The organism is Psychrobacter sp. PG1 (assembly GCF_014897815.1).
In the GTDB taxonomy this organism is placed as follows: domain Bacteria; phylum Pseudomonadota; class Gammaproteobacteria; order Pseudomonadales; family Moraxellaceae; genus Psychrobacter.
On the sequence record NZ_JABUZG010000084.1, the window covers coordinates 257,816 to 277,939 of the forward strand.

Here is a 20,124-nt window from a genome sequence, read left to right on the forward strand (position 1 = left end):
CTCTAAAGGCTTAAAGCTCATTCACTAACACTCACATAGTTATCAAGCTTGCAGCTATAGTAGCTACTTGTGTGGAAAGCGTTCGATATTAAAACGTCCACATGCCAACAATTATAAATATAACGATTAGAATCTATAATTAATAGCTTGGCGTAGCTTACCGACGCTTATAGATGTTGCTCAAATATCACTAATCGGTTAAAGTCGAGTAAATATAAATTTGTTGAGTATTGAGCAATGAAAAGACTGGTAGCTTTGGGTGTGATATTGGCATTAAGTGGGTGCGGTGGTGGGTATGATAGCTTGCCACCACAAGTAAGTAACGGCAATGGTGGGACAGTTGGTGCGGGTGGCAGTTTTCCTACCAAAGAAGATGGTAAGTGGAAATACGGTGATGTAAGCAATGAAAGTGGCGTTTTTTCATTATCCGCTAGAATAGATGCTACTAACACATATATCGTGCCAAAATATCCAAACCTTAAACAGCGATCATGGATTGACTTAGAAAAAAGAAAGATGGCAGCAGGTACAATATCTAAAAGATTTACTATCTTTGCACCAGAGCAAGTTAAGTGCACACCAACCTGTGATATAAGAATTAAGTTTAATAGCCAGATAGCGACTTATAAATTTGAGCAAAGAGTTGAGGGCGTATTAACCCCGATAAATGATCAGGTATCATCTGAGTTGTTTGATAAGACCACGCAATCCAATAGCGCTACTGTTTACCTACCTATCGTGGGATTATCAGACGATGTTGAGTCCGAATTTAACCTTAGAGGCTATAACAAGGGTAAGATGACATTTGAGAGTCTATAACAAGGGTAAGATGGCATTTGTTGCTTCACTCAATATTATTTTTCCTGTTTACCGTTTCAATATTTCTCAACATGATAGGGCGGTCTAATTGTTCAGGACTTCGCAAGCTGTGACCGCTGCCTAAGTGATTTTTATGCGTCCGCGTAATTAAAAGTTTAGGGCTTGCACTTTGTTTGCATGGGGTTGTTTTGCTAATGACTGCACGCGCTCAATAATGGCGCTTAAATGCGTGCGTTTTTCGTGCGTTTCTGTGCGTTTAGCTCGCATAAATTCGCATTGCCTCGCGATACCTGTCCGAAAAGTCCCTTATGCTGCCTCATGTTACTTGTCGCGAAACTATCCAGCATGGGCAAAATATGCCCCGTGCGCTTACTGTTCCATAAACTACCCCTAACGTGTCCAACAATACATTTTTAGCCCTCTTACGGTGTCCGAAAAGTCCCTTACGATACCTGTGCATAAAGTCCCTTTTATGGACTTGCAAAATTACCCTTAGTCGATTTAGAACAGTCCGAAAACAGTCCCTTTTTATGGACTCCAAAAACCACCCTCTGCGATGTCCGAAAATTACCCCAGTCCTTTTAAAACAGTCCGAAAAATTAGCCTCTTACGATGTCCGAAAATCCCTTTTTCATAGTGTATGAAAACCCCTGTAATTGCTGTTTGCCTCGCTTGCGCGCGCGATACTTGTCTATTAATTAGCTAAGCCCTTATACTGTATAGCTTTGTGATATTGGCAATGATGATTGATTGCCTTGCAAAATGTTAGCATTTGTCAACATTGGGCGGCGTGTGATTTGGTTTTGAATATCAGGTTTTATCAGGTTTTGGATAACAAGTTTTGACAAATTGGCGGCTGTATTAATCGGCTTTGAATGTAAGGTTTTGTAAGGTTCTAACGTGTCCGAAAACTACCCTTTGCATGAGATAGGCTCAAAACTGGGCGCATCTAAAAACTAGGGGAAACCTAAGGTTTTTGAGCGTTATAAAAAGGCTTGGTTTGTCCAATGAATGCCCCCTTATTAAGTTTTAAACCTTAACATACCTTAACAGGCTGCCAGTGCTCAAACTGTTTTGAATGTTAACAAATGACAACATGCGGCGCGATGTCTGTTGATCTAAAACATGGAAACCTTAGGGTTTCTTTACACTATAAAAAAAGGCAGACGATAAACGCCTACCAATATCACTTTATACCTAAGAAAACGTGCCTAAACTGCCTAAATAGCTTGTAAGTCTTGCCATGTATAGCATCAAGTTAGTAATGCCCCCGTCCTAAGCGTGCCTAAATTGCCTTTATTGTGCCTAAATGGGCATGTTTTTAGGACGGTTTAGGCAAAAAAGGCACGGTTAGGCAAACGCCTTTACTAAGCAAAAACCCCTAGCTATATGGTCTAAGGGCTGTTTAGGCAAAAAAGGCACGTTTCTAGGTACATATGCTTATATAAGTAACTTAGGATTAATATAAATCACTTTCTTTTTACCCTCCTCCATCTGTCTTATGTGCCCCATACTTTCTAAGTTATCTAACTCGTTTTGCAGCACCTTGTTATTTTTACGCATTGGCTTAGGTGCGCCATTGTAAGCATCAGTACGATTTAACATAGGCGGATTTTTACCCCTCGCTTTATCCACTAGCCAGCTGCTTAACTTCTCACTGTCGTTCTGCTCACCTGTAGGCGTTGCATCAAGGTAGCGTAAGCGTTCGGCTGTGGAATACTCAACCAGCATAAAAGCGCGCGTTATATCATCAACCGTGATTATCTTACGTCCCTCAAAGAACGCCATTAACGAGGCTATGCGGCTCGCATTTTCTGCCATGCGTGAAGCATACGCTTTTAAATATTCCAATGTCTGCCCGTTAGCTTGGCGGTTCTCTATCCCCTGCATGTGACTGCAAAATACTTGTTCTGCACCCTCTGCCCATTGCATTTTGATGCGCTGGGGCTGTCCTTGTGCTGTCGTAGGCTCATTGGCTGGTAATGGGTCAAGTAAGCTCTGACAGCGTGACCAGTATTCTATTAAGTGTGGATTATCATAAGGGCTATCATTGCGGCGCTTAGCATCGTCCCATACTCTGTGACCGCGCAAGTCAGGTGGGCAAGCAATCAAAGCACGGGCTAAAAACCCTTGCCCATTCATCAGTGGGTCGGTTAATGCTTGCTCTAATACTACCCGTTGACCTTGTAACAATAGCGTCATGCGGACGCTGTGGGCATCGGTTTGCGGTGTGGCATAGGCAGACTTTTGCGAGCGTAAACGGGACACTTCGCCATCACTCCATAACTTAGTGAGTGCTGATAAGGCGCTGCCAGCGGTGTCACCTGTCATGGTATGACCATTAAAAAACTGCCCTGCTTCGTCTGTTGTCCATGATGCGTTATTCATCTCACCACTGATAAACCTATCGAGTATCGGCTCAATAGTGGCATCATCAAACAAGGTCTTAGGGTTTTGGGGCTTTGGGTTGTCCTCTAAAAACTGGGCTAACTCTTTACCTTTTAACCCTGCCTTGTCACTGTCCCACGCTGCTATGTTGTCTAAGTAAATGGCGTATTGCTGGCGCTCATACTCTTTGATTTTAAAGTGAGTCAAGCCCATTGCCTGTGTTTTACCGCTACCGCTTTCCCCCTCTGTGATTAGTATTAGACTGGTTGGCATGTGTCCGTGCCCCATCGGTGCATCAATAAACCGCTGCCCCATGTGTGCCAGTGCGCCTAAAACACATTGCCCTGCCATCGCATCAGGTACTTGCGAGTAGTGCGCTATCGCCTTAACAACATGCTTTAGCAGTCCTTTAAACGCCTCTATGGGGTATGGGGTGGGTTTGCTGGGATCATTGGCTAAAGGTTCAGGCGTGCCCCATATCTCGCTTTGTAGGTCAATGATGATTGTATCGTCATCGGCTAAAATAGCAGCATAGCTAGAATGATTATCTAGCTGTAGCAGTACGTCAAAAACAGTAATAACCGCTTTGACGTTGCAGCCTGCCAGCGGCTTACATACCTTATCTTTCTTATCTATGGTGGTAAAGATAGTAACGGGCGCTACTTCGGCAAAATGCTTTACCATGCCATTGAATAGCAGACTATCAAGGCTTACCAATATCGTAACATTGTCGTTTATTAAGCATTGAGCAAGCATTACAGCGTTCTCAAGCGTGTCATCAATCGCTATTAGTTCGCGGTTGCTGTCCAATGTGCCAATGATGAAAGCAGACGGCTGCATACGGTCAATGATTAGCGGCTTTGTATTGCCATTAGGGGTTATGCTGGCAAGGGTGACGGGTTGGTCTTGATTATCGCTTAATACTAGCCCTATCGTGCCAGCGGTGGGCGCTCTCCTGCCTGTATCAAAGCCTGTGGTTATGGTAATATCACTATCAAGGTGCAATAGCTTATTTTGTATGCCTAACTGCTCACATTGGTCATATAAACTTAGTAGGGTATTGTCATCTGCCAGCCCTTGCCGTGTGGCTGCATTAAACCTACTTATCATGTCTAAGCCTGTGCTGAATGCACGGGCTTTTTCATGGGCGGCGGTTTGTGGTGTGGTAGTCATCTAGTCCCCCCTTGCTTGTGACTGGTTCGGCTTACGCGCTGCTCTATATTTCTTGTAGTAGCTTTTGCGCTTGGCGTGCTTACGGCTTTGCTTTGGTGGGTAGCGTTTCATTGGCTGCCCTCCTTGCCGTAACCTGTCATTGCTAGGGTGTCGTTAATGCTTTCTAATTGCTCATATAGTAGGCTTGCCCATGTGTCGGTGGCATCATGTGCTAGGTGTTCCAGTGCTGGGATTGTATGCGCTTCTATCTTGTCATAGTGCATGAGTGCTAATAGCTGTCCAACATCATATAATGCAGTAGCAGCCCCATCAATATCACAAGCAATATCCGATAGCATGCGTGACGGTATTAAAATCACTTCGTCATCATTAGGATTGGTTAAGTCGATGACCTTACATTTTTTGTTTAGGACAATAGACAAGCCGTCATCATGCGAGCCGTTAAGGGCTTGATGCGCTGGTGTGCTATTAGTTTGAGTGTTTGAGGTCGTACGGATTGAATTAGGCATGATTATGCCCTCCTTGCGTTGTTTTTTGAGTGAATGCCACGCTATACGGTAAAAGTATAGGGTGACGGGTCTTACTCTCGGTCACGCAAGCAACCGCCCTGCATATTCGCCTTTCGGCTCTTTTATTTTGCAGCGTCAACCCGTCATAGTTGGTTAGCAAGTGATTTGCTATAGATATGATGGTTTGCCCCCTTGATACGCTTAAATGCGCTTGTGGGGCTATGCTTGAATAGATAGTGACAGCTTGAGAGGCTGCGGCGCTATTATCAGGCATAAAAAAAGCCAATAAGTAACGGCTTGGCGTGCCGCTTGCGTGTTCTTTTGAGAGGTCTATATAGTAACCATTGTTGGTATTGGTTGCAATCAGTTTTGCATCGACTGGCTGGCAAGCAAGCAATGCCAGTGCTAAGCCAATACCTGCCACCCATGCCATGAATATGGTAAAGCTAAGTAGTAAGCCGCGCTTATGTGGCTGTGTGCGACTGTGTGCCCCGTCACGGGCTTTTAGATTGGTTTTGGTATGATTATCACTCATAGCGCGTAACCTCCATTTCAGGCATTGATAGAACACTGTCCATCTGTTCGCTTGCATCAGTGGCAAACAGTGAGTCCCTAAACAATGCAGCAATGACGGCTTGAATAACGCCTTTAGATATTGGGTCGTTTGTCTGCACGGCTTGCAATGCCATAGCATAATGTTCTGTATCAATTGATAATAAGATTAGCTGCTCGTTGATATGCTCGAGTGTGTCTGCTATCTGTAATAGTCTGTCGTTTGATTGGCTCATAATTGCACCCCACTAGCGTTATTGTTGTTATCTGTCGGTTGGTCTATCCAGTAGCGTTTAAAGCGTTTGCCGTTATTCTTTACCCATTCATCTTGAATAGTTATACCTTGATCTCTTAGCTCACTGATACGCTGTAAAAAGCACGTAATATTGTATAGATCGTATGCTTCATAAGTGGATAGGCTTTTGCCTGCCAGCATGTGATTAAGAATGATTTGCTTATATTTTTGCTTTGTTTGCCGTGTGTTCATGGGTTACACCTCGCTAGTGGTTGAGGTGTGGCTGTTTAGCCAATGATGTACTTCGGCATAGCTCCATGCGGTCATGGTAGGGCTTAGCTTCTTGCCAGCTGGAAACCTCCCGTCCTTACTCCATTCAAACAAGGTGGTTTTGCTAAAGGGTAGAAACGGGAGTATGTCCTTAGCTCTACCCATGCCAGTAGTAGGCAGTTGCATAGCTGGACTGTTTGCGGTGGTTGGTTCGGTATCGTGCGAGGTGTCACCAGTAAAGGGAATTACTGGCGTGTTTTGGGTGGCTTGTTGCTTGTCCATGTGTCTAGCTCCATGATACGCCGTAACGGTGTGCTACGGTTCATGTGGCTATCTTATGGGGTAGGGTTGTTCGATAGTTCTAGTTAGAAGTTTAAGAGTTCTAACTAGAAGCTAATTAGAATTAAATACTATTTTCATGAGCAAGCTTTAACCAGTAAGCAATAACGTCCTTACTCACGCTATTACCTTGTTTTTCAATAGCTCTTTGTATTCTCCCATTACTATCAGTTGAATAAGGTTGTGTTAAGTCTATGCTTAACAGCTCACTGGTAAGTGCTGCTATAATTTTACTAGCATTATTGGCTGTTCTAGGGTGCATTGGCTCATCTTCACTTGATAAATACTTACCTTCTAAATTTCTTATTTTTTCTAGTAAATCTTTGACTTCATTTTCCTTTTTCTTCAATTTTTCAATAGCGCTATCATATATATCAGGATCAATATTTTGGCTTCTCGCTATCTTTTGCTGTTCTACTTTGAGTTTTTCTTTAAATTGGTGTCTCTCTTTTATATAACTAAGAGTTGTGCGAGCATCTATCGTTAATGCTTTTTCACATTCTCTATATGAATGCCTATCTAAACCTATGTGCTTCATGCAATCTAATTCTAGTATGTCTTCTACCTTCCAACACTTATCATTAAAAGAGTCATCTAGGTCATCTTCTAGCAATCGCTCTAAGAATTCCTCAGTTGGGTAGAAGCTGGGATCGTCGTCACTATAAGCATCGTAACTATAGCGGACATATGTAAGAACATGGTCTAAAGACTCTATAAATTCTCTACTAGTCCCTTCATTAATACTACATAATATATCTACTTCTGCTCCATTTTTATCTACTGTTATATAATCATGACGGTAAAAATCTAGTTTTAAAAATTCATCATTATTGATTAAATATTGTGTTATCAATTGCCTTCTATCATCAGCATAGAGTTCTAGCAATTCTATAAACAAATAGAAGCTAATAAACTTATCATCGTCTTCTGTTTCCCAAGATAGTTCTTCATCTTCTGCCTTTCTTATCGCTTCGTAAATAATTCCCACAATTCACACCCCTACACCCTTAAATCAAAGTAGGTGCAAGGCAGTGACAGCATAAGGGTGTGAATAGCTGTCGTTCGGGTAATTAGTCCTAGCCTTGCATAGTCGTTACAGCATGATGTTAGCCATGCTTTTGTTTTTGTTGTTTAAAGCTCGTATGTATGACGTTATCCAATTTGCCAGCATAAGCATCATCAATAAAGTTTGCCCATTGGTGCATCATGTCTATTCTGTATGGTAGGTGCTGCGCCCCGTTATAGGCTGCACTAATTTTGTTCTCTCTATCATGTGCCAGCTGTAGCTCTATAGCTTCGTGCATAAACTCTTTTTCATGCAATGTGGTACTAGCAAGCCCTCTAAACCCGTGCCCCGTCATCTTGCCTTTATAACCCATATTCCATAGGGCATTAATAAACGCGCTTTGACTGTATGGCTTACGGGTTGAGGTATTAAAGAAAACGTACTGATCCGAAAAACCTAGCTCTTTGATCTGCTTCAATATCGCTACTGCTTGCGGTGCTAGTGGCACAATATGCAAGCGCCTAGCTTTCATCTTTTCAGCTGGGACAGTCCATAAGCCGCGATTAAAATCTATGTCCTGCCATTCCATAAAGCGCAATTCATTGGTACGCACAAACGTATAGCATAAAAACCATAAGCCTAGTTTCACCAATACATCACCTTGATAAGCATCAATGTCTTTGAGTAGCTTAGGTAATTGCTGGATAGTGATGCGGCTATGATTGACGGTTTTGTGTGGCTTGATGGCTTCGGCTAGGTCGGTGGCTGGGTTATGTGTGGCTAGTCCATTGCGTATGGCGTGCTTGAATATCTGCCCTATCTCTCTAATGGTACGCCTTGCCATCTCATTAGCGCCGCGGCTCTCTACTGCTTTACCAATAGCCAATATGTCAGGTGCGGTAATGTCGTTTATATTCTTTTGACCAATAGATGGCTTAACATCGCGCATATAGGCGGAGTAGTTACGGGAAAAGGTGCTCTCTGCTAGGTAGGTTTTGCGCTCGCTATACCATGACTGGGCTATGTTATCGAAAACATTTAAACCGTCTTGGCTGGCTTGCTGCTCTTTCTTATGATCTTTGGGGTTCACACCATCAGCTATTAAGCGTTTGATCTCAATATTGCGCTGGCGTGCATTTTGTAGGCTCATTACTGGATAAGTGCCAATAGTCAGGGTTTGCTGCTTACCTTGCCAGCGGTAGGCACTGATCCATGACTTAACGCCCGTATAACGCACCCATAATTGCAGCCCGTTACCATCACTATGCTTGTCAGGTCGCTTTGTATCAATCGAGGTGCTACTGGGCTGTAGCTTATTGATAACGGTATGAGTTAAGGGCATTGGACTATCCTTTGTTGGTATTGAGCGCGTGTATAAACTCTAATACCAACAATAATACCAACATTCTATATGGGACGCCATACCCCTATATAACCCTCAATCCTTGAAAAACGCCCAAAATAAAGGGCTAACAGTCTATGACGGTCAGCCCTTTATCAATGTTTGGTGGAGATGGCGGGAGTTGAACCCGCGTCCGCCAGCATTACGCTCATGAATCTACATGTTTAGTTTCTGTCTTTAGATTTAATCCGCACCGATCCGACAGTCAGGATGGATTGGACGATTCTCTACTTTTGAACCCAAGCGATTGAGACAATCACTTGTGGCGAGCCTACATGCGGACGCTTCAACTTAGTTGACTAACTGTAGGTGATCAGCAACTAAGTAAACAGGTTTAAACCATGTAAACAGGATTTAAGCTGCTAGAGCGTAATTTTCGTCGTTTGCGACTATAACAATATATGTTTGATTAACGAGAGGACATATACTCTCGACATGCATCATTGAGTTTCATTACCAGCGTCGAAGCCAGAACATCCCCAATAAGGTCATCTATTATATAGGACTTATAGGTCGACTTTCAACATATATAATATCTATATTACATTACGTTACAGCTGAACTCTCTAAGCCAGTACTTTATTGAGCCATTTACCAATATTTTGAATCTGCGGCATGCAAACTTGATGTGCCATCGGATAAGTATGATAAGCAACATTATAGCCTTTAGCGGATAATAACTGCTGCGCCTGCTCGCCCAAAATTACAGGAACAACTGGATCATGCGTACCATGCTCAATCAATATTGGCATATCTTTATTAGCAGCGCTATAGCTAATATTATCATTAGTCGCTAGATAAGTAGAGAGTGTCATCAAGCCAGCTAAACGCTGCGGGTAGCCAAGTGCCACATGATATGCCACTGCACCGCCTTGCGAAAATCCTGCGATTACAATGTGTTCAGGCTTAACACCACGCTCTATCTCACGGCTGATCAAATCACGGATTTGCTGCGCAGACTCTTCAATCTGAGCGATATCGACTTTACGCTCTAGGCTCATCTCTAAGATGTCGTACCATGCTGGCATTATCATACCACCATTCACCGTCACTGGGCGCTTTGGTGCATGAGGGAAAATAAAACGCACTGCCATATCATCCGCTAAACCGAGCTGTGGTACCACTGGCTCAAAATCATGACCACTCGCGCCCAAACCATGTAGCCAAATAACGGCTCTATCTATCTTTTTTTGCGTTGGATTATGCTCAACGATGACCGCATCTAAATAGTCACTCATATTTTTAAATTCCTTTAAATAAAAATGGTAGGTACATCAAACTTATTTTTAGTAAAACTGAAATTCGCACTATATTTCAATATTTTTTATAATAATACTGATTATTTTACAGCCTTTCATCAGAACCGCTAGTCAAAAAAGTCTTCGCTAATAATGCCAATTTCCATCAACTTTTCACATCTTTTAAGGCCTGATAGCAAAAGCGAGTGCGACTTTTGTGCTACGATAAATTCGTCAACTTAGATAGCACTCTAGCTACTACTGTATGATGCCCTACACTCATTTTTCAATGTTCGTATCTCATTAGATATTAATACCCCCTTCATCTTAAATAGTTTTTCTTTATATAGCGATATAGAGCTTATGACCCATATTTTATTGGTAGAAGACGATCCTGCTATCGCGATGTCACTGAAAGTCACTTGCAAACGTGAAGGCTGGCAAATCACTTGGCTTGATAACGCCAGTAGCGTGTTGCCTTTTCTGCGCAATTTACATAATAGTGCTGAAGCGCAAGATCTATCGGCGATTATTTTGGATGTTGGGCTGCCAGATGGCGATGGTCTCAGTCTCTGTCAACAGATACGCCACACCCCTGATATTAACGGCTTAAAAGACATTCCTATCATCTTCTTGACGGCGCGTAGCGATGAGATCGATCGTATTTTGGGTTTAGAGATGGGCGGCGATGACTATTGTGCCAAGCCATTTAGCCCGCGAGAGTTGGTCGCCCGTCTAAAAGCCATTTGGCGACGTGAGCAATTATTGTCTCAGTCCTCCACCTCCCATACAACAGAAGCCAGCGATACAACCAATCCTGCATCTCCAAATACTATGTCAGGACAAGCGTTAACGTTTGAATGTCAGTCTGGCATCTGGTACTACCAACCACTCAATTACTCCTTGATATGGCAAGAGCAGAAGCTTGAGCTAAGTAACACAGAACGCAAAATCTTATTAACCTTGTTAAAAGCCCCTAATCAAGTCTTTAGCCGTGAGCAACTGCTGAGCGCGGTAAGCGACTATCCCGATCATCGCTTGGCGAGAACTATAGACAGTCATATCAAGTCCATTCGTAAGCAGCTGGCGACCGTCGACGCGAGCATTGATGTCATTCATACCCATCGCGGCTTGGGTTACGCCTTGTGTCCAGCATAGCTGCACTGCCTATAGCCATATTTTAATTAAAACCGATATTCTATAACGTCAAATAATACACCTAAAAATATGAATCCTAAAACCAACGATAGTGCTAATAGCCATCCTAATACTCATATTAATAAGGCTGATAACAGCGCGCATGTCAGCCAAAGTAATTGGTATGCAAAACTGCATCCTATCGGCACCGCGCAGCAAACGACTAAACCAAAACGACTACTGAATTTAAGTATATTTTTTAGGATTTGGCTCGCGTTGGCGTTAGTGCTGATTATCTGCGGTGTGGTCGCATTTACTCAGCTGTTTGGTTATGTCAAACCGACGGCACAGCAAGTCATCGAAGATACGTTGTTAGATACCAGCAAATTGCTGGCAGCAAGTTTGCAGATGCCGTTATCTTCAGGACAGCTATACGATGAGCAGTATCAAACGAAACTCGATGCGGCATTTATCGGCACGCCCACGATAAGTAAAACAACAGATCCAGAATATAAAAATAAAAGTCCTAGCAGCTTTCGGATATATGTCACCGATGATAAAGGGATTGTCATATACGACTCACTACCCGAACCTGACAATGATGAAGGACAAGATTACAGCCGCTGGAATGATGTCTATCTAACGTTAAATGGTCAGTATGGCGCGAGAAGTACAACGCTAGATCATAATCAGCGAGATGGTACGGTGATGTATGTGGCACAGCCAATAAAGGATAACGCTGACAATCTCATTGGTATCATCAGCGTTGGCAAACCTGTCGCTAGCGTGTTGCCTTATTTAGACGATACACGCAATCGCATGCTTATCACAGCGCTGCTCATGAGTATTGCTGCCCTTATATTAGCAGGACTGGTCGCCTGGTGGCTCAAGCAAAGCATCAGCCTTGTGACCCAATATACCAGTGCACTGGCAGAAGACACCAAAAAGCCCTATTTTTACTTAGGTCATGAGCTTAACAGCCTAACGGATACCATTGAGTCTATGAAACATCGATTGGAAAATCGCGCCTATGTCACCGACTATGTTCATACCCTGACCCATGAGCTCAAAAGCCCGTTAACCGCCATTCGTGCCAGTAGTGAGTTGCTAGAAGACGATGGGCTTGATAAAGAAGATCAACAGATGCTCATCCAGTCCATTGGTGAACAAAGCATCAAAATGCAACAATTGATTGATCGGCTGCTATTACTTGCCAAAGTTGAGCAACCGACTTTTAAGCTGAATCGCCAGCTGACCCCTCTACTACCGTTGTTGCAAACCCTTGCAAAAGACAATAGCGCTAAATTGCAACAGCAGCACCTAGCGCCTATCGACATCTATCTTAATGATAAACGGGTGACTGAAACAACAACTTTATCGCCAAATACCTTGGCAAATACCAACGTCTTCGCTGACCAGTTTTGGTTGGTACAAGTGCTGCAAAATGTATTGGACAATGCCATTCATTTTGCCGATAGCACAGTCGTTATTTATCTGCAAAGCATCGCGCAACATGGCTCAGCGCAAACTGTGACTATTGATATCTTTAATAATGGTAAATTGCTCCCTGAGTATGCCGTTGATAAAGCGTTTGACCGTTATTTTAGCTTATCGCATCAGAGTCAAGCTGCTGAAAAAACCTCAGATCATCTATCAGAATTTTCAGCAGAGAGTCACTCAACATCCGATACTACGCAAACACAGTCTAGCATGGCTAGCAATACCTTAAAAAAAGGCACTGGCCTTGGTTTAACCCTTGTGAAGCAAGTTATTGAGCATCATGGCGGTCAGGTAACTATTAATAACGTCCATGATGATAACGATAAAATTGGTACTGATAAGAATCAACGTTCTGGTGTCATGGTTAGCTTAACCCTACCATTGGCTTAAAAATAAGCATCTATGCCAGTCCATGAATTTTCCATCATTCCTACACAGGTTTTCTATCTGCTTGTTTTACGATAGCGTTATTCAAATTCGTAACCCCTATTAAGGATAGAAAGACCATGAAAGACGCTATTGAACAAAACCAAATTATAGAAAACTGTTTAGGCGGTAGTCGCCATTTTTGCCTACAAGCGCTGTCAGATGAAGGGATTGATAGTATCGCTTTTGGGCATTGGTTAGCCATTCCCAGTCAACAACTACTATTGGTATTTCGCCACCAGCAATGTGTGGCAGTTGACCACTATCAAGTAGCAGCTTAAGAATTCATTCAATTTACTGATTAAATCTTATCAACTAAGTTGCTGGCTTGTTAATTATTTATAAAAAATCAGTCAAAAAAACCCTCTATCATGTCTAGTTAGAAACACTAGTTAGAAATAATAGAGGGTTTATAATTTTACGGTAAACAATCTAAGTAATAGATGCTACTGGCGGCTTAACATCCGCATTTTGGCCGCGATGGCGCAAATAGTGATCGAGTAAAACAATGGCCAGCATGGCTTCTGCGATAGGCGTGGCACGTACCCCTACACAAGGATCATGACGACCTTTAGTCAACATATCAACCGACTCGCCTTGTGTATTGATACTCTTGCCAGCCGTCGTAATACTAGAGGTTGGCTTCAGGGCAATACTGACACGGATGTCTTGCCCTGAAGAGATACCGCCCAAAATACCACCAGCATGATTGGCAGTAAAACCGTCTGGTGTCAGCTCATCACGAGAGCTATGACCGAACTGTCCTGCCACTGCCATGCCGTCGCCGACCTCAACGCCTTTAACAGCATTGATGCTCATCATCGCATGGGCAATATCTGCATCCAAACGATCAAATACTGGCTCGCCAAGTCCGACTGGCACACCGCTAGCGATAATCTCTAGGCGTGCCCCGCAGCTAGTGCCTTCACGGCGTAAACTATCTATCAAGGTCTCAAAACGACTGACAGCATCGGCATCGGCGCAAAAAAACGGATTGCTATTCACAAAGTCCCAATCAATTTGGCTTGAGTCTAGGACATTGCTGTACTCACTGCCAATTTGGGTGACATGACCACGGACTTGCACACCTAAGCGCTCTTGTAGATATTTTTTAGCGATAGCACCTGCCGCCACGCGCATCGCAGTCTCGCGCGCTGAGGAACGCCCGCCGCCACGATAATCACGAAAGCCATATTTCATGCTATAGGTATAGTCGGCATGACCGGGGCGAAACGTGTCTTTAATCTCGCCATAGTCTTTGGACTTTTGATTGGTATTACGAATCAGCAGGCCAATAGAGGTGCCGGTCGTCTTACCCTCAAACACACCAGAAATAATCTCAACTTCATCGGACTCACGGCGCTGGGTAGAGTATTTAGACGTGCCCGGTTTGCGGCGATCTAAATCGATTTGCAAATCATCTGCGGATAAGACTAAGCCAGGCGGCACGCCATCGACGATTGCCATAAGACCTGCACCATGCGACTCACCACAAGTCGTGACTGTAAAAACCTGTCCAATGCTATTGCCTGCCATATTTATCCTTAAACAAATGAAGTCGATTTTTAAGTAATGAAGTCGATTTTTAAGTAATGAAGTCGATTTTTAAGTATCGCGTAAATCTCGATGGTTTTATTGCTCAATAGTTCTCTTGCTTGATAGCTTTGTTACTTTATAGCTCTATTGAATGCTATCTAACAGTTGTACGTAAGCATTGAACAGCTCACGATGTGCCATAAGCTCATCATAAGTAATCGCAAAGACACCGTGACCACCGTGGGCAAATTTCAACCAATCAAACTGAATTTCAGGATAGGCTTGCTTTAATGCCCACTCACTATCACCTACTTCACAAACTAACAAGCCTTCAGGGCTCAGATAATCTGGCGCTTCAAACAAAATACGATGCACCAAATCCAGCCCATCTTGACCCGCGGCTAGCGCATGCTCTGGCTCATATAAAAATTCAGGTGGCAGCTCTGCCATAATAGCCGCATCAACATACGGCGGATTGGTGACTATCAACTCATACTGGTGTTCAGCAGGAATCTTAGCAAACAGATCGGACTCAATCACATTAACCTGATGCCCAAGATCATGATGATCGACGTTAACCATGGCTACTTCAAGCGCACTTTTATCGATATCAACAGCATCAACCAGCGCATCAACAAAACGCGTCGCAAGTGCAATAGCAATACAACCAGAGCCAGTGCATAAATCTAAAATACGCTCAGGCTGCGACAGCTGCTTGACCTCTAAACCGTGATCATAAAATGCAGCAGCCTGCTCGTTGACGCTCTTACCAAGTGGTTTGGCAAGCTCATTGACATCAAAATATGGATGGAACTGCTGACGAATCAATTCTGCGATAGGCGATCTTGGAATTAGCACCCGCTCATCGACATAAAAAGGCAAATCACAGAAGTATGATAAGTTGATCAAATAGCTTAATGGTTTACGCTCAGCGATACGCTCTTCTAACAAACTCAGTACCAACTGCTTCTCTGATGTGGTCAAGCGACAATCGAGAATCTGCTCATTGGCTGACCAGTCTAAAGCCAGAGAATGCAAAACAATGGCGGATGCTTCAGCAAACTCATCGGTGGTGCCTTGTGCAACGACCACATCATAATTACGAAGCTGGGTGACCGAAAAGCGAATAAAATCACGAATACTGACCAATTGCTCGCGGGCCTCTTCTAATTCTGCAGGCAAATTGGCAAATTGATCGTCTTCACCCAGAATCCCACTCTCTAAATCAAACACCATTTCACTCTCTAGACCATCGTCATTGAAGTATTGATTTTGAAATTCTTCTGCGCTCATTGTTTGGTCTTCTGACATATCGCACCTTGCTGATTACATGTTCACTGACTACATGCGGATGGGTTAAAACGCCTTTTATTAAAAGCCGATCTATTAAATAAAAATTTATTCACCATTATAGACATAAACGCTAAGTTGCGCCAATTTTTGCAGTTTTATATTCATAAAAATGGCTCTAAAAACAATGTGAATAATGAGGATTGTAAGTAAGAATAGCGCATCATCTTATGCATACCCTCGCTCAGTTATTGCCCAACTGTAGTGAATACGTCAACGGTTGACGTTTGGCAAGACTTTAATGAAAAAAGATGTGTCAAAAGTTTGCGAAGCATTCAAATTATGCGCATAATAGCCCCATTAGTTATAACCATAAGTATCCCAATATGATGAAAATGAAGCCTCTTATTACCGCTATATCAATTGCTGTCGTTACTGCCAGTGTCAGCGCCGTTGCCGCACCTGATGATAATACGCGCACCTTACCAGTACGAACCGCTGACTCAATGCCTAGCATTGCCAAAAAAGTCAGCCTTAATGTACAAGAGAATCGCAGTAGCTCAATCGATGGTCGTGCTCCTGTCGTAGCCACGCCTGCTTTAAAGCCTAATATGCCTGACCGTATGACTCAGCTGATTGACGAAAAGCAGGAAGTCGATGTAGAGACAGCGCAACAAGCAGTCAGTGCTGATAACATGACGGTAGAAGAACTGGCTCGTAAGGATGTGCAGTCTGATAGCACTGACGATATTAGTGAAGGTCAAGCCGTCGCTGCCCCTACCGCAGCCATATCTGATACTAGCCCAGCAGATACTTCTATCAAAAGCATCGAAGATGTTAATGGTAAAAAACATACCACGCTGAATTTGTCGAATTATGCCAAACAAGTAAACGGTGCCACATGGACACCGAATATGAAAGTTAACTCGGCAATGACAATCAAAATGCAGGCACTGCTTGATTGGAACCATGCTTCTCCTGGCGCTATCGATGGCGGCTGGGGCATGAACAGTAAAAAAGCGCTGATCAACTTTCAAACCATGAAAGGTCTGCCAGCCACAGGTAAAATGGATCAAAAAACGTGGGATGCGTTAAATAAAAATATCCCAGCGAATAAACCGGTACTCGTGACTTACACCATCACTGAAGATGATATTAAGACCAACTTTGCTAGCACACCTGCAGGTTCAGAAGCCAAGTCCAAAATGAAAGGCTTATACTATCAAGACATTAAAGAGATGTTTGGTGAGCGCTTCCATATGGATGTGCGTTATTTAGATAAGCTGAATAAAAATAAGCAGTATAAAGCGGGCGAAACCATCACTGTTTTAAATACCCGTACACCACTTAAGCAGCGCATTAACCGTGTGGTTGCCAATAAAGCCGATAAGACATTATATGCTTATAACGGCGATAAGCTGGTGGCTACTTACCCAACGACAATCGGTAGCGATGCCACACCATCGCCACAAGGTTCGTTTAAAATCATTAACAAGGTGAAAATGCCTTGGTACAAAGCAACCGTTGGTAAAGGCGCAGACAAACAAATACATATGCTACCACCAGGACCAAATAGCCCTGTTGGCGTCGTATGGATGGGCTTATCTAAACCTTCATATGGTATTCATGGTTCACCAAAGCCTGAAGGCATCAGTCGCCAAGCCTCTGCAGGTTGTGTGCGTTTGACCAACTGGGATGTGTTAGAGGTTTACGCCAATATCGAAAATGGCGCGACTGTTGAGCTTAAATAAATTGAGCTTAATTAATAAGTCATAAATGATGAATAAAAAAAGACCTTACTATCAAGGTCTTTTTTTATGGCTGATAATCGGATTTATTGATTTAAATTGACAACATTATTCATTTTTATGCTTTATAGCCTTCTTCATTACCAGTAATGCTACCGACTTTTTTGGTAAAAAACATGCCTGCAGGGATGGACACCAAAACGCCCAATGCTACTGCTATTTGGATATGAGGTATTTCATTAAAACCTGTGACTAAAGCGCCAATCATAAAAACGCCAATGGTAACGGTTGCTGCGATTGAATAGATAACAGAGAATAATGGCCAGTTCATAACTTATTCCTCATTTTTATTGTGGATATAGTACCTTTATACACTAAACCCACAAAGAAAGTAAGTATTTCCTATAAACCTGCGAGCCAGCTATAGTAGGTGACTAAGCATAAAAAACCCTGTTAAAGTTAAGGTTTTTATTGTTATAAGTTAGTGATGCATAATTTTACTATTTTAAGTATTACTACTTAATGACACTGCGCTCTATTTAGTGGTAAAAAACCCATACGTTGTCCTCTTTTTATCATTACAATAATGTCTTTCTTTTACTTTTTAAGAAAGCTATTTGCCATGACCTCACCTGAAAACAAACCCTCTAATGATTCTTCAGTTATAAAAGATGCCTCAAGCACGGCCAATTATTCAGACAAAAAAGTGGTGCTAACTGACGCAGATGATAGCTCTGTACTAGATAGCACTGTTGAACATACTGAGTCTTCAAAAAGCTCAGAGACTCATGATGACAATGACTGTGGCGAGGATATGGCTTGTGCACAGCCGCCTGAAACAACGATAGCGATAAAGTCCATTGGTGCTGACGAGGTAGTGGCAACGTTAGAAACCGCTCAGCCCAACAATGAGTCTGAAACAACTAAACTTGAAATCACTGGGCTTGAGACACCACTATCCAATGAATCGTTAAAATCGACAACAGCGCCCAATCATAAAAATCTAAAAAATGTATCAGCAGAACATGCTCAAGCAGAAGAAGATAACGCTTACGAGCAAAATTCTCAAGAAGATGCTGAGGTAACGGTAGAGGCAGAGGATAGTGCCCCCGCTGATGCACAGAGCACTTATCCTATCTCTGATAACCCTCAGCAAGAAAGCAAAGCAAATAGTAACAACGCAAAACCGTCCTCAATTGATAAACAGCCAGACACGCCTAAAAATAATGACACTATCGTAAAAAATACTGTGAAAGATAAAGTTGATAATCAGGAAGAACTAGAAGACGAGATTAAAGAAAAAAAAGAAGCTAAATTGGAGTCTTATAAGCAATTTGTTGCCGAGCAATTCAGCAATCAAAAGGTAGACTATCCAGAAGTACGGGTCAGAATCGAGGCCAACGCTCTGCCTAGCAAAATATATTTCATTATGAATATACTTTCTGCCATCATCGCCAGTTATGGGTTAGTGACCAATTCAGCTGCCGTCGTCATTGGCGCCATGTTGGTTGCCATGATGTTAGGTCCCATTACTGGCATAGCGTTAGCGATTATTGATCATCGTATGCCATTGCTACGTAAATCACTGATTACGGTTATCGTTGGTGTGTCCTTAGTGGTATTGGTTGGTTTTATCGTCGGCTGGTTACACAAAGATCAGCCACTGACCGCAGAGATATTATCGCGCACTCAGCCAACCTCGATGGATTTAATGATTGCGCTGGCAGGGGGTACTGCTGGTGCTTATGCGATGGTTTCACCGCACCTATCAGTGGCAGTGGTCGGCGTGGCGGTAGCCACTGCATTGGTGCCACCTCTTGCCGCGAGTGGTATCTTATTTGCCAATGGCGAGACGCAGCTTGGACTTGGGGCACTGCTACTGGCGCTAACCAATATTATTGCTATCCAGTTTACCAATGCTTTAGTACTTTGGTTATTAGGCTTTCGCCGTTTGGTCGATGACGATTATAAATCCAGCACCTATTTGACCTTTTTACGGCGTAATGCGGTGACGTTATTATTGTTAGGTGGCTTAGGGACATATTTGACCATCAACCTACAGACCAATGCCAAACAACAGGTTTTTGAGAGTAGCGTCAAAGAAGCCATCAATAGCTACTTTATCGACAAAGGCAACGTGCTGACCAATACTCAGTTTGATACTTCAGAAGAAAATAAAGTCGTACGTGCGGTCATTCGCGGAGAGACGACGCCTACCTCATACGATGTACGGCAAATCGAAACCGTCATTGCTCAAGATATGGCAGAGAATTTCCCTGAGTATTTACCCATTAAGCTACAGCTACGCTACTTGCCAGTACAAGTCATTGAGTCTAATCCATTGATACAAGATAAACTGGATAAGACTGATGCGGCGATTTTGACCAATTAGCTTTTTTGACCAACTGGCTTTAAGATGCGCTACAAATCCATCGAGCATCTACATGCGTAGAATAACCTAGCCGTTGTAACTCTTGTACCAAGAGCTTGGGCGTTTGTGCTAAAATCGTTTGCAAAATTATTTTACTCAATTCTATTCGCCAGTAAGGAGCCGCT

18 protein-coding genes and 1 other RNA gene are annotated in these 20,124 nt (G+C 42.9%); 6 read left to right on the plus strand and 13 right to left on the minus strand.

The features are described 5' to 3' along the window. The first annotated feature begins 237 nt into the window (after positions 1-237). On the plus strand, positions 238-819 hold the full coding sequence (locus INT03_RS14245; RefSeq protein WP_193009447.1) for a hypothetical protein: 582 nt from the start codon (positions 238-240) through the stop codon (positions 817-819). Positions 820-2,259: 1,440 nt separating this feature from the next. Here INT03_RS14245 and INT03_RS14250 read toward each other — a convergent pair. The 10 genes from INT03_RS14250 to INT03_RS14295 all read right to left on the minus strand — a co-directional run bounded on the left by INT03_RS14250 (position 2,260) and on the right by INT03_RS14295 (position 9,931). After that, a complete protein-coding gene (locus tag INT03_RS14250) occupies positions 2,260-4,380 on the minus strand; it encodes a DUF3987 domain-containing protein (protein ID WP_193009448.1) in 2,121 nt (706 codons plus the stop codon). A 107-nt stretch (positions 4,381-4,487) separates the two neighbouring features. Next, entirely contained in the window at positions 4,488-4,889 is a 402-nt protein-coding gene (locus INT03_RS14255) for a hypothetical protein (RefSeq protein WP_193009449.1), read from the minus strand. Further along, positions 4,882-5,424 carry a hypothetical protein gene (locus tag INT03_RS14260; RefSeq protein ID WP_193009450.1) on the minus strand — a complete coding sequence of 181 codons (543 nt, stop codon included), beginning with the start codon at positions 5,422-5,424 and terminating at the stop codon, positions 4,882-4,884. Before INT03_RS14260 ends, INT03_RS14255 begins: the two co-directional genes overlap by 8 nt. Then, on the minus strand, positions 5,417-5,677 hold the full coding sequence (locus INT03_RS14265; protein WP_193009451.1) for a hypothetical protein: 261 nt from the start codon (positions 5,675-5,677) through the stop codon (positions 5,417-5,419). The genes INT03_RS14260 and INT03_RS14265 overlap by 8 nt, the downstream gene beginning before the upstream one ends. Continuing rightward, positions 5,674-5,928 carry a helix-turn-helix domain-containing protein gene (locus INT03_RS14270; protein WP_193009452.1) on the minus strand — a complete coding sequence of 85 codons (255 nt, stop codon included), beginning with the start codon at positions 5,926-5,928 and terminating at the stop codon, positions 5,674-5,676. The genes INT03_RS14265 and INT03_RS14270 overlap by 4 nt, the downstream gene beginning before the upstream one ends. Before the next feature lie 3 nt (positions 5,929-5,931). After that, positions 5,932-6,228, minus strand: a complete 297-nt coding sequence (locus INT03_RS14275; RefSeq protein ID WP_226950211.1) for a helix-turn-helix transcriptional regulator — start codon at positions 6,226-6,228, stop codon at positions 5,932-5,934. 121 nt (positions 6,229-6,349) lie between these two features. After that, on the minus strand, positions 6,350-7,273 hold the full coding sequence (locus INT03_RS14280) for a hypothetical protein (protein ID WP_193009453.1): 924 nt from the start codon (positions 7,271-7,273) through the stop codon (positions 6,350-6,352). Between the two features lie 118 nt (positions 7,274-7,391). After that, positions 7,392-8,633, minus strand: a complete 1,242-nt coding sequence (locus INT03_RS14285) for a tyrosine-type recombinase/integrase (RefSeq protein ID WP_193009454.1) — start codon at positions 8,631-8,633, stop codon at positions 7,392-7,394. A gap of 163 nt (positions 8,634-8,796) precedes the next feature. Further along, positions 8,797-9,174, minus strand: a transfer-messenger RNA (tmRNA) gene (ssrA, locus tag INT03_RS14290). Positions 9,175-9,259: 85 nt separating this feature from the next. After that, positions 9,260-9,931 (minus strand): alpha/beta hydrolase, encoded by a 672-nt coding sequence (locus INT03_RS14295; protein ID WP_193009455.1) that lies wholly within the window; start codon positions 9,929-9,931, stop codon positions 9,260-9,262. A gap of 363 nt (positions 9,932-10,294) precedes the next feature. Between INT03_RS14295 and INT03_RS14300 the strand changes: the two genes are divergently transcribed. From INT03_RS14300 to INT03_RS14310, 3 genes are all read left to right on the plus strand, one after another. After that, positions 10,295-11,089 (plus strand): response regulator, encoded by a 795-nt coding sequence (locus tag INT03_RS14300; protein ID WP_193009456.1) that lies wholly within the window; start codon positions 10,295-10,297, stop codon positions 11,087-11,089. Positions 11,090-11,158: 69 nt separating this feature from the next. Beyond that, the gene (gene creC, locus INT03_RS14305) at positions 11,159-12,958 is read left to right on the plus strand and encodes a two-component system sensor histidine kinase CreC (protein ID WP_193009457.1); all 1,800 of its coding nucleotides are present in this window, start codon (positions 11,159-11,161) and stop codon (positions 12,956-12,958) included. 116 nt (positions 12,959-13,074) lie between these two features. Then, the gene (locus tag INT03_RS14310) at positions 13,075-13,275 is read left to right on the plus strand and encodes a hypothetical protein (RefSeq protein WP_193009458.1); all 201 of its coding nucleotides are present in this window, start codon (positions 13,075-13,077) and stop codon (positions 13,273-13,275) included. A 151-nt stretch (positions 13,276-13,426) separates the two neighbouring features. On the opposite strand, the gene aroC is transcribed toward INT03_RS14310, so the two are convergent. Further along, a complete protein-coding gene (gene aroC, locus INT03_RS14315; protein WP_193009459.1) occupies positions 13,427-14,530 on the minus strand; it encodes a chorismate synthase in 1,104 nt (367 codons plus the stop codon). A 144-nt stretch (positions 14,531-14,674) separates the two neighbouring features. Next, positions 14,675-15,841: a 50S ribosomal protein L3 N(5)-glutamine methyltransferase gene (prmB, locus tag INT03_RS14320; protein WP_045451878.1), complete on the minus strand. Its 1,167-nt coding sequence runs from the start codon at positions 15,839-15,841 to the stop codon at positions 14,675-14,677. A 290-nt stretch (positions 15,842-16,131) separates the two neighbouring features. Between prmB and INT03_RS14325 the strand changes: the two genes are divergently transcribed. Next, a complete protein-coding gene (locus INT03_RS14325) occupies positions 16,132-17,571 on the plus strand; it encodes a L,D-transpeptidase family protein (protein ID WP_087814153.1) in 1,440 nt (479 codons plus the stop codon). A 115-nt stretch (positions 17,572-17,686) separates the two neighbouring features. Here INT03_RS14325 and INT03_RS14330 read toward each other — a convergent pair whose 3' ends face one another. Next, entirely contained in the window at positions 17,687-17,899 is a 213-nt protein-coding gene (locus tag INT03_RS14330; protein ID WP_087814154.1) for a hypothetical protein, read from the minus strand. A 291-nt stretch (positions 17,900-18,190) separates the two neighbouring features. Here INT03_RS14330 and INT03_RS14335 point away from each other — a divergent pair, with 291 nt between their 5' ends. Next, the gene (locus INT03_RS14335) at positions 18,191-19,960 is read left to right on the plus strand and encodes a DUF389 domain-containing protein (RefSeq protein ID WP_087814155.1); all 1,770 of its coding nucleotides are present in this window, start codon (positions 18,191-18,193) and stop codon (positions 19,958-19,960) included. The last annotated feature ends 164 nt before the right edge of the window (positions 19,961-20,124 follow it).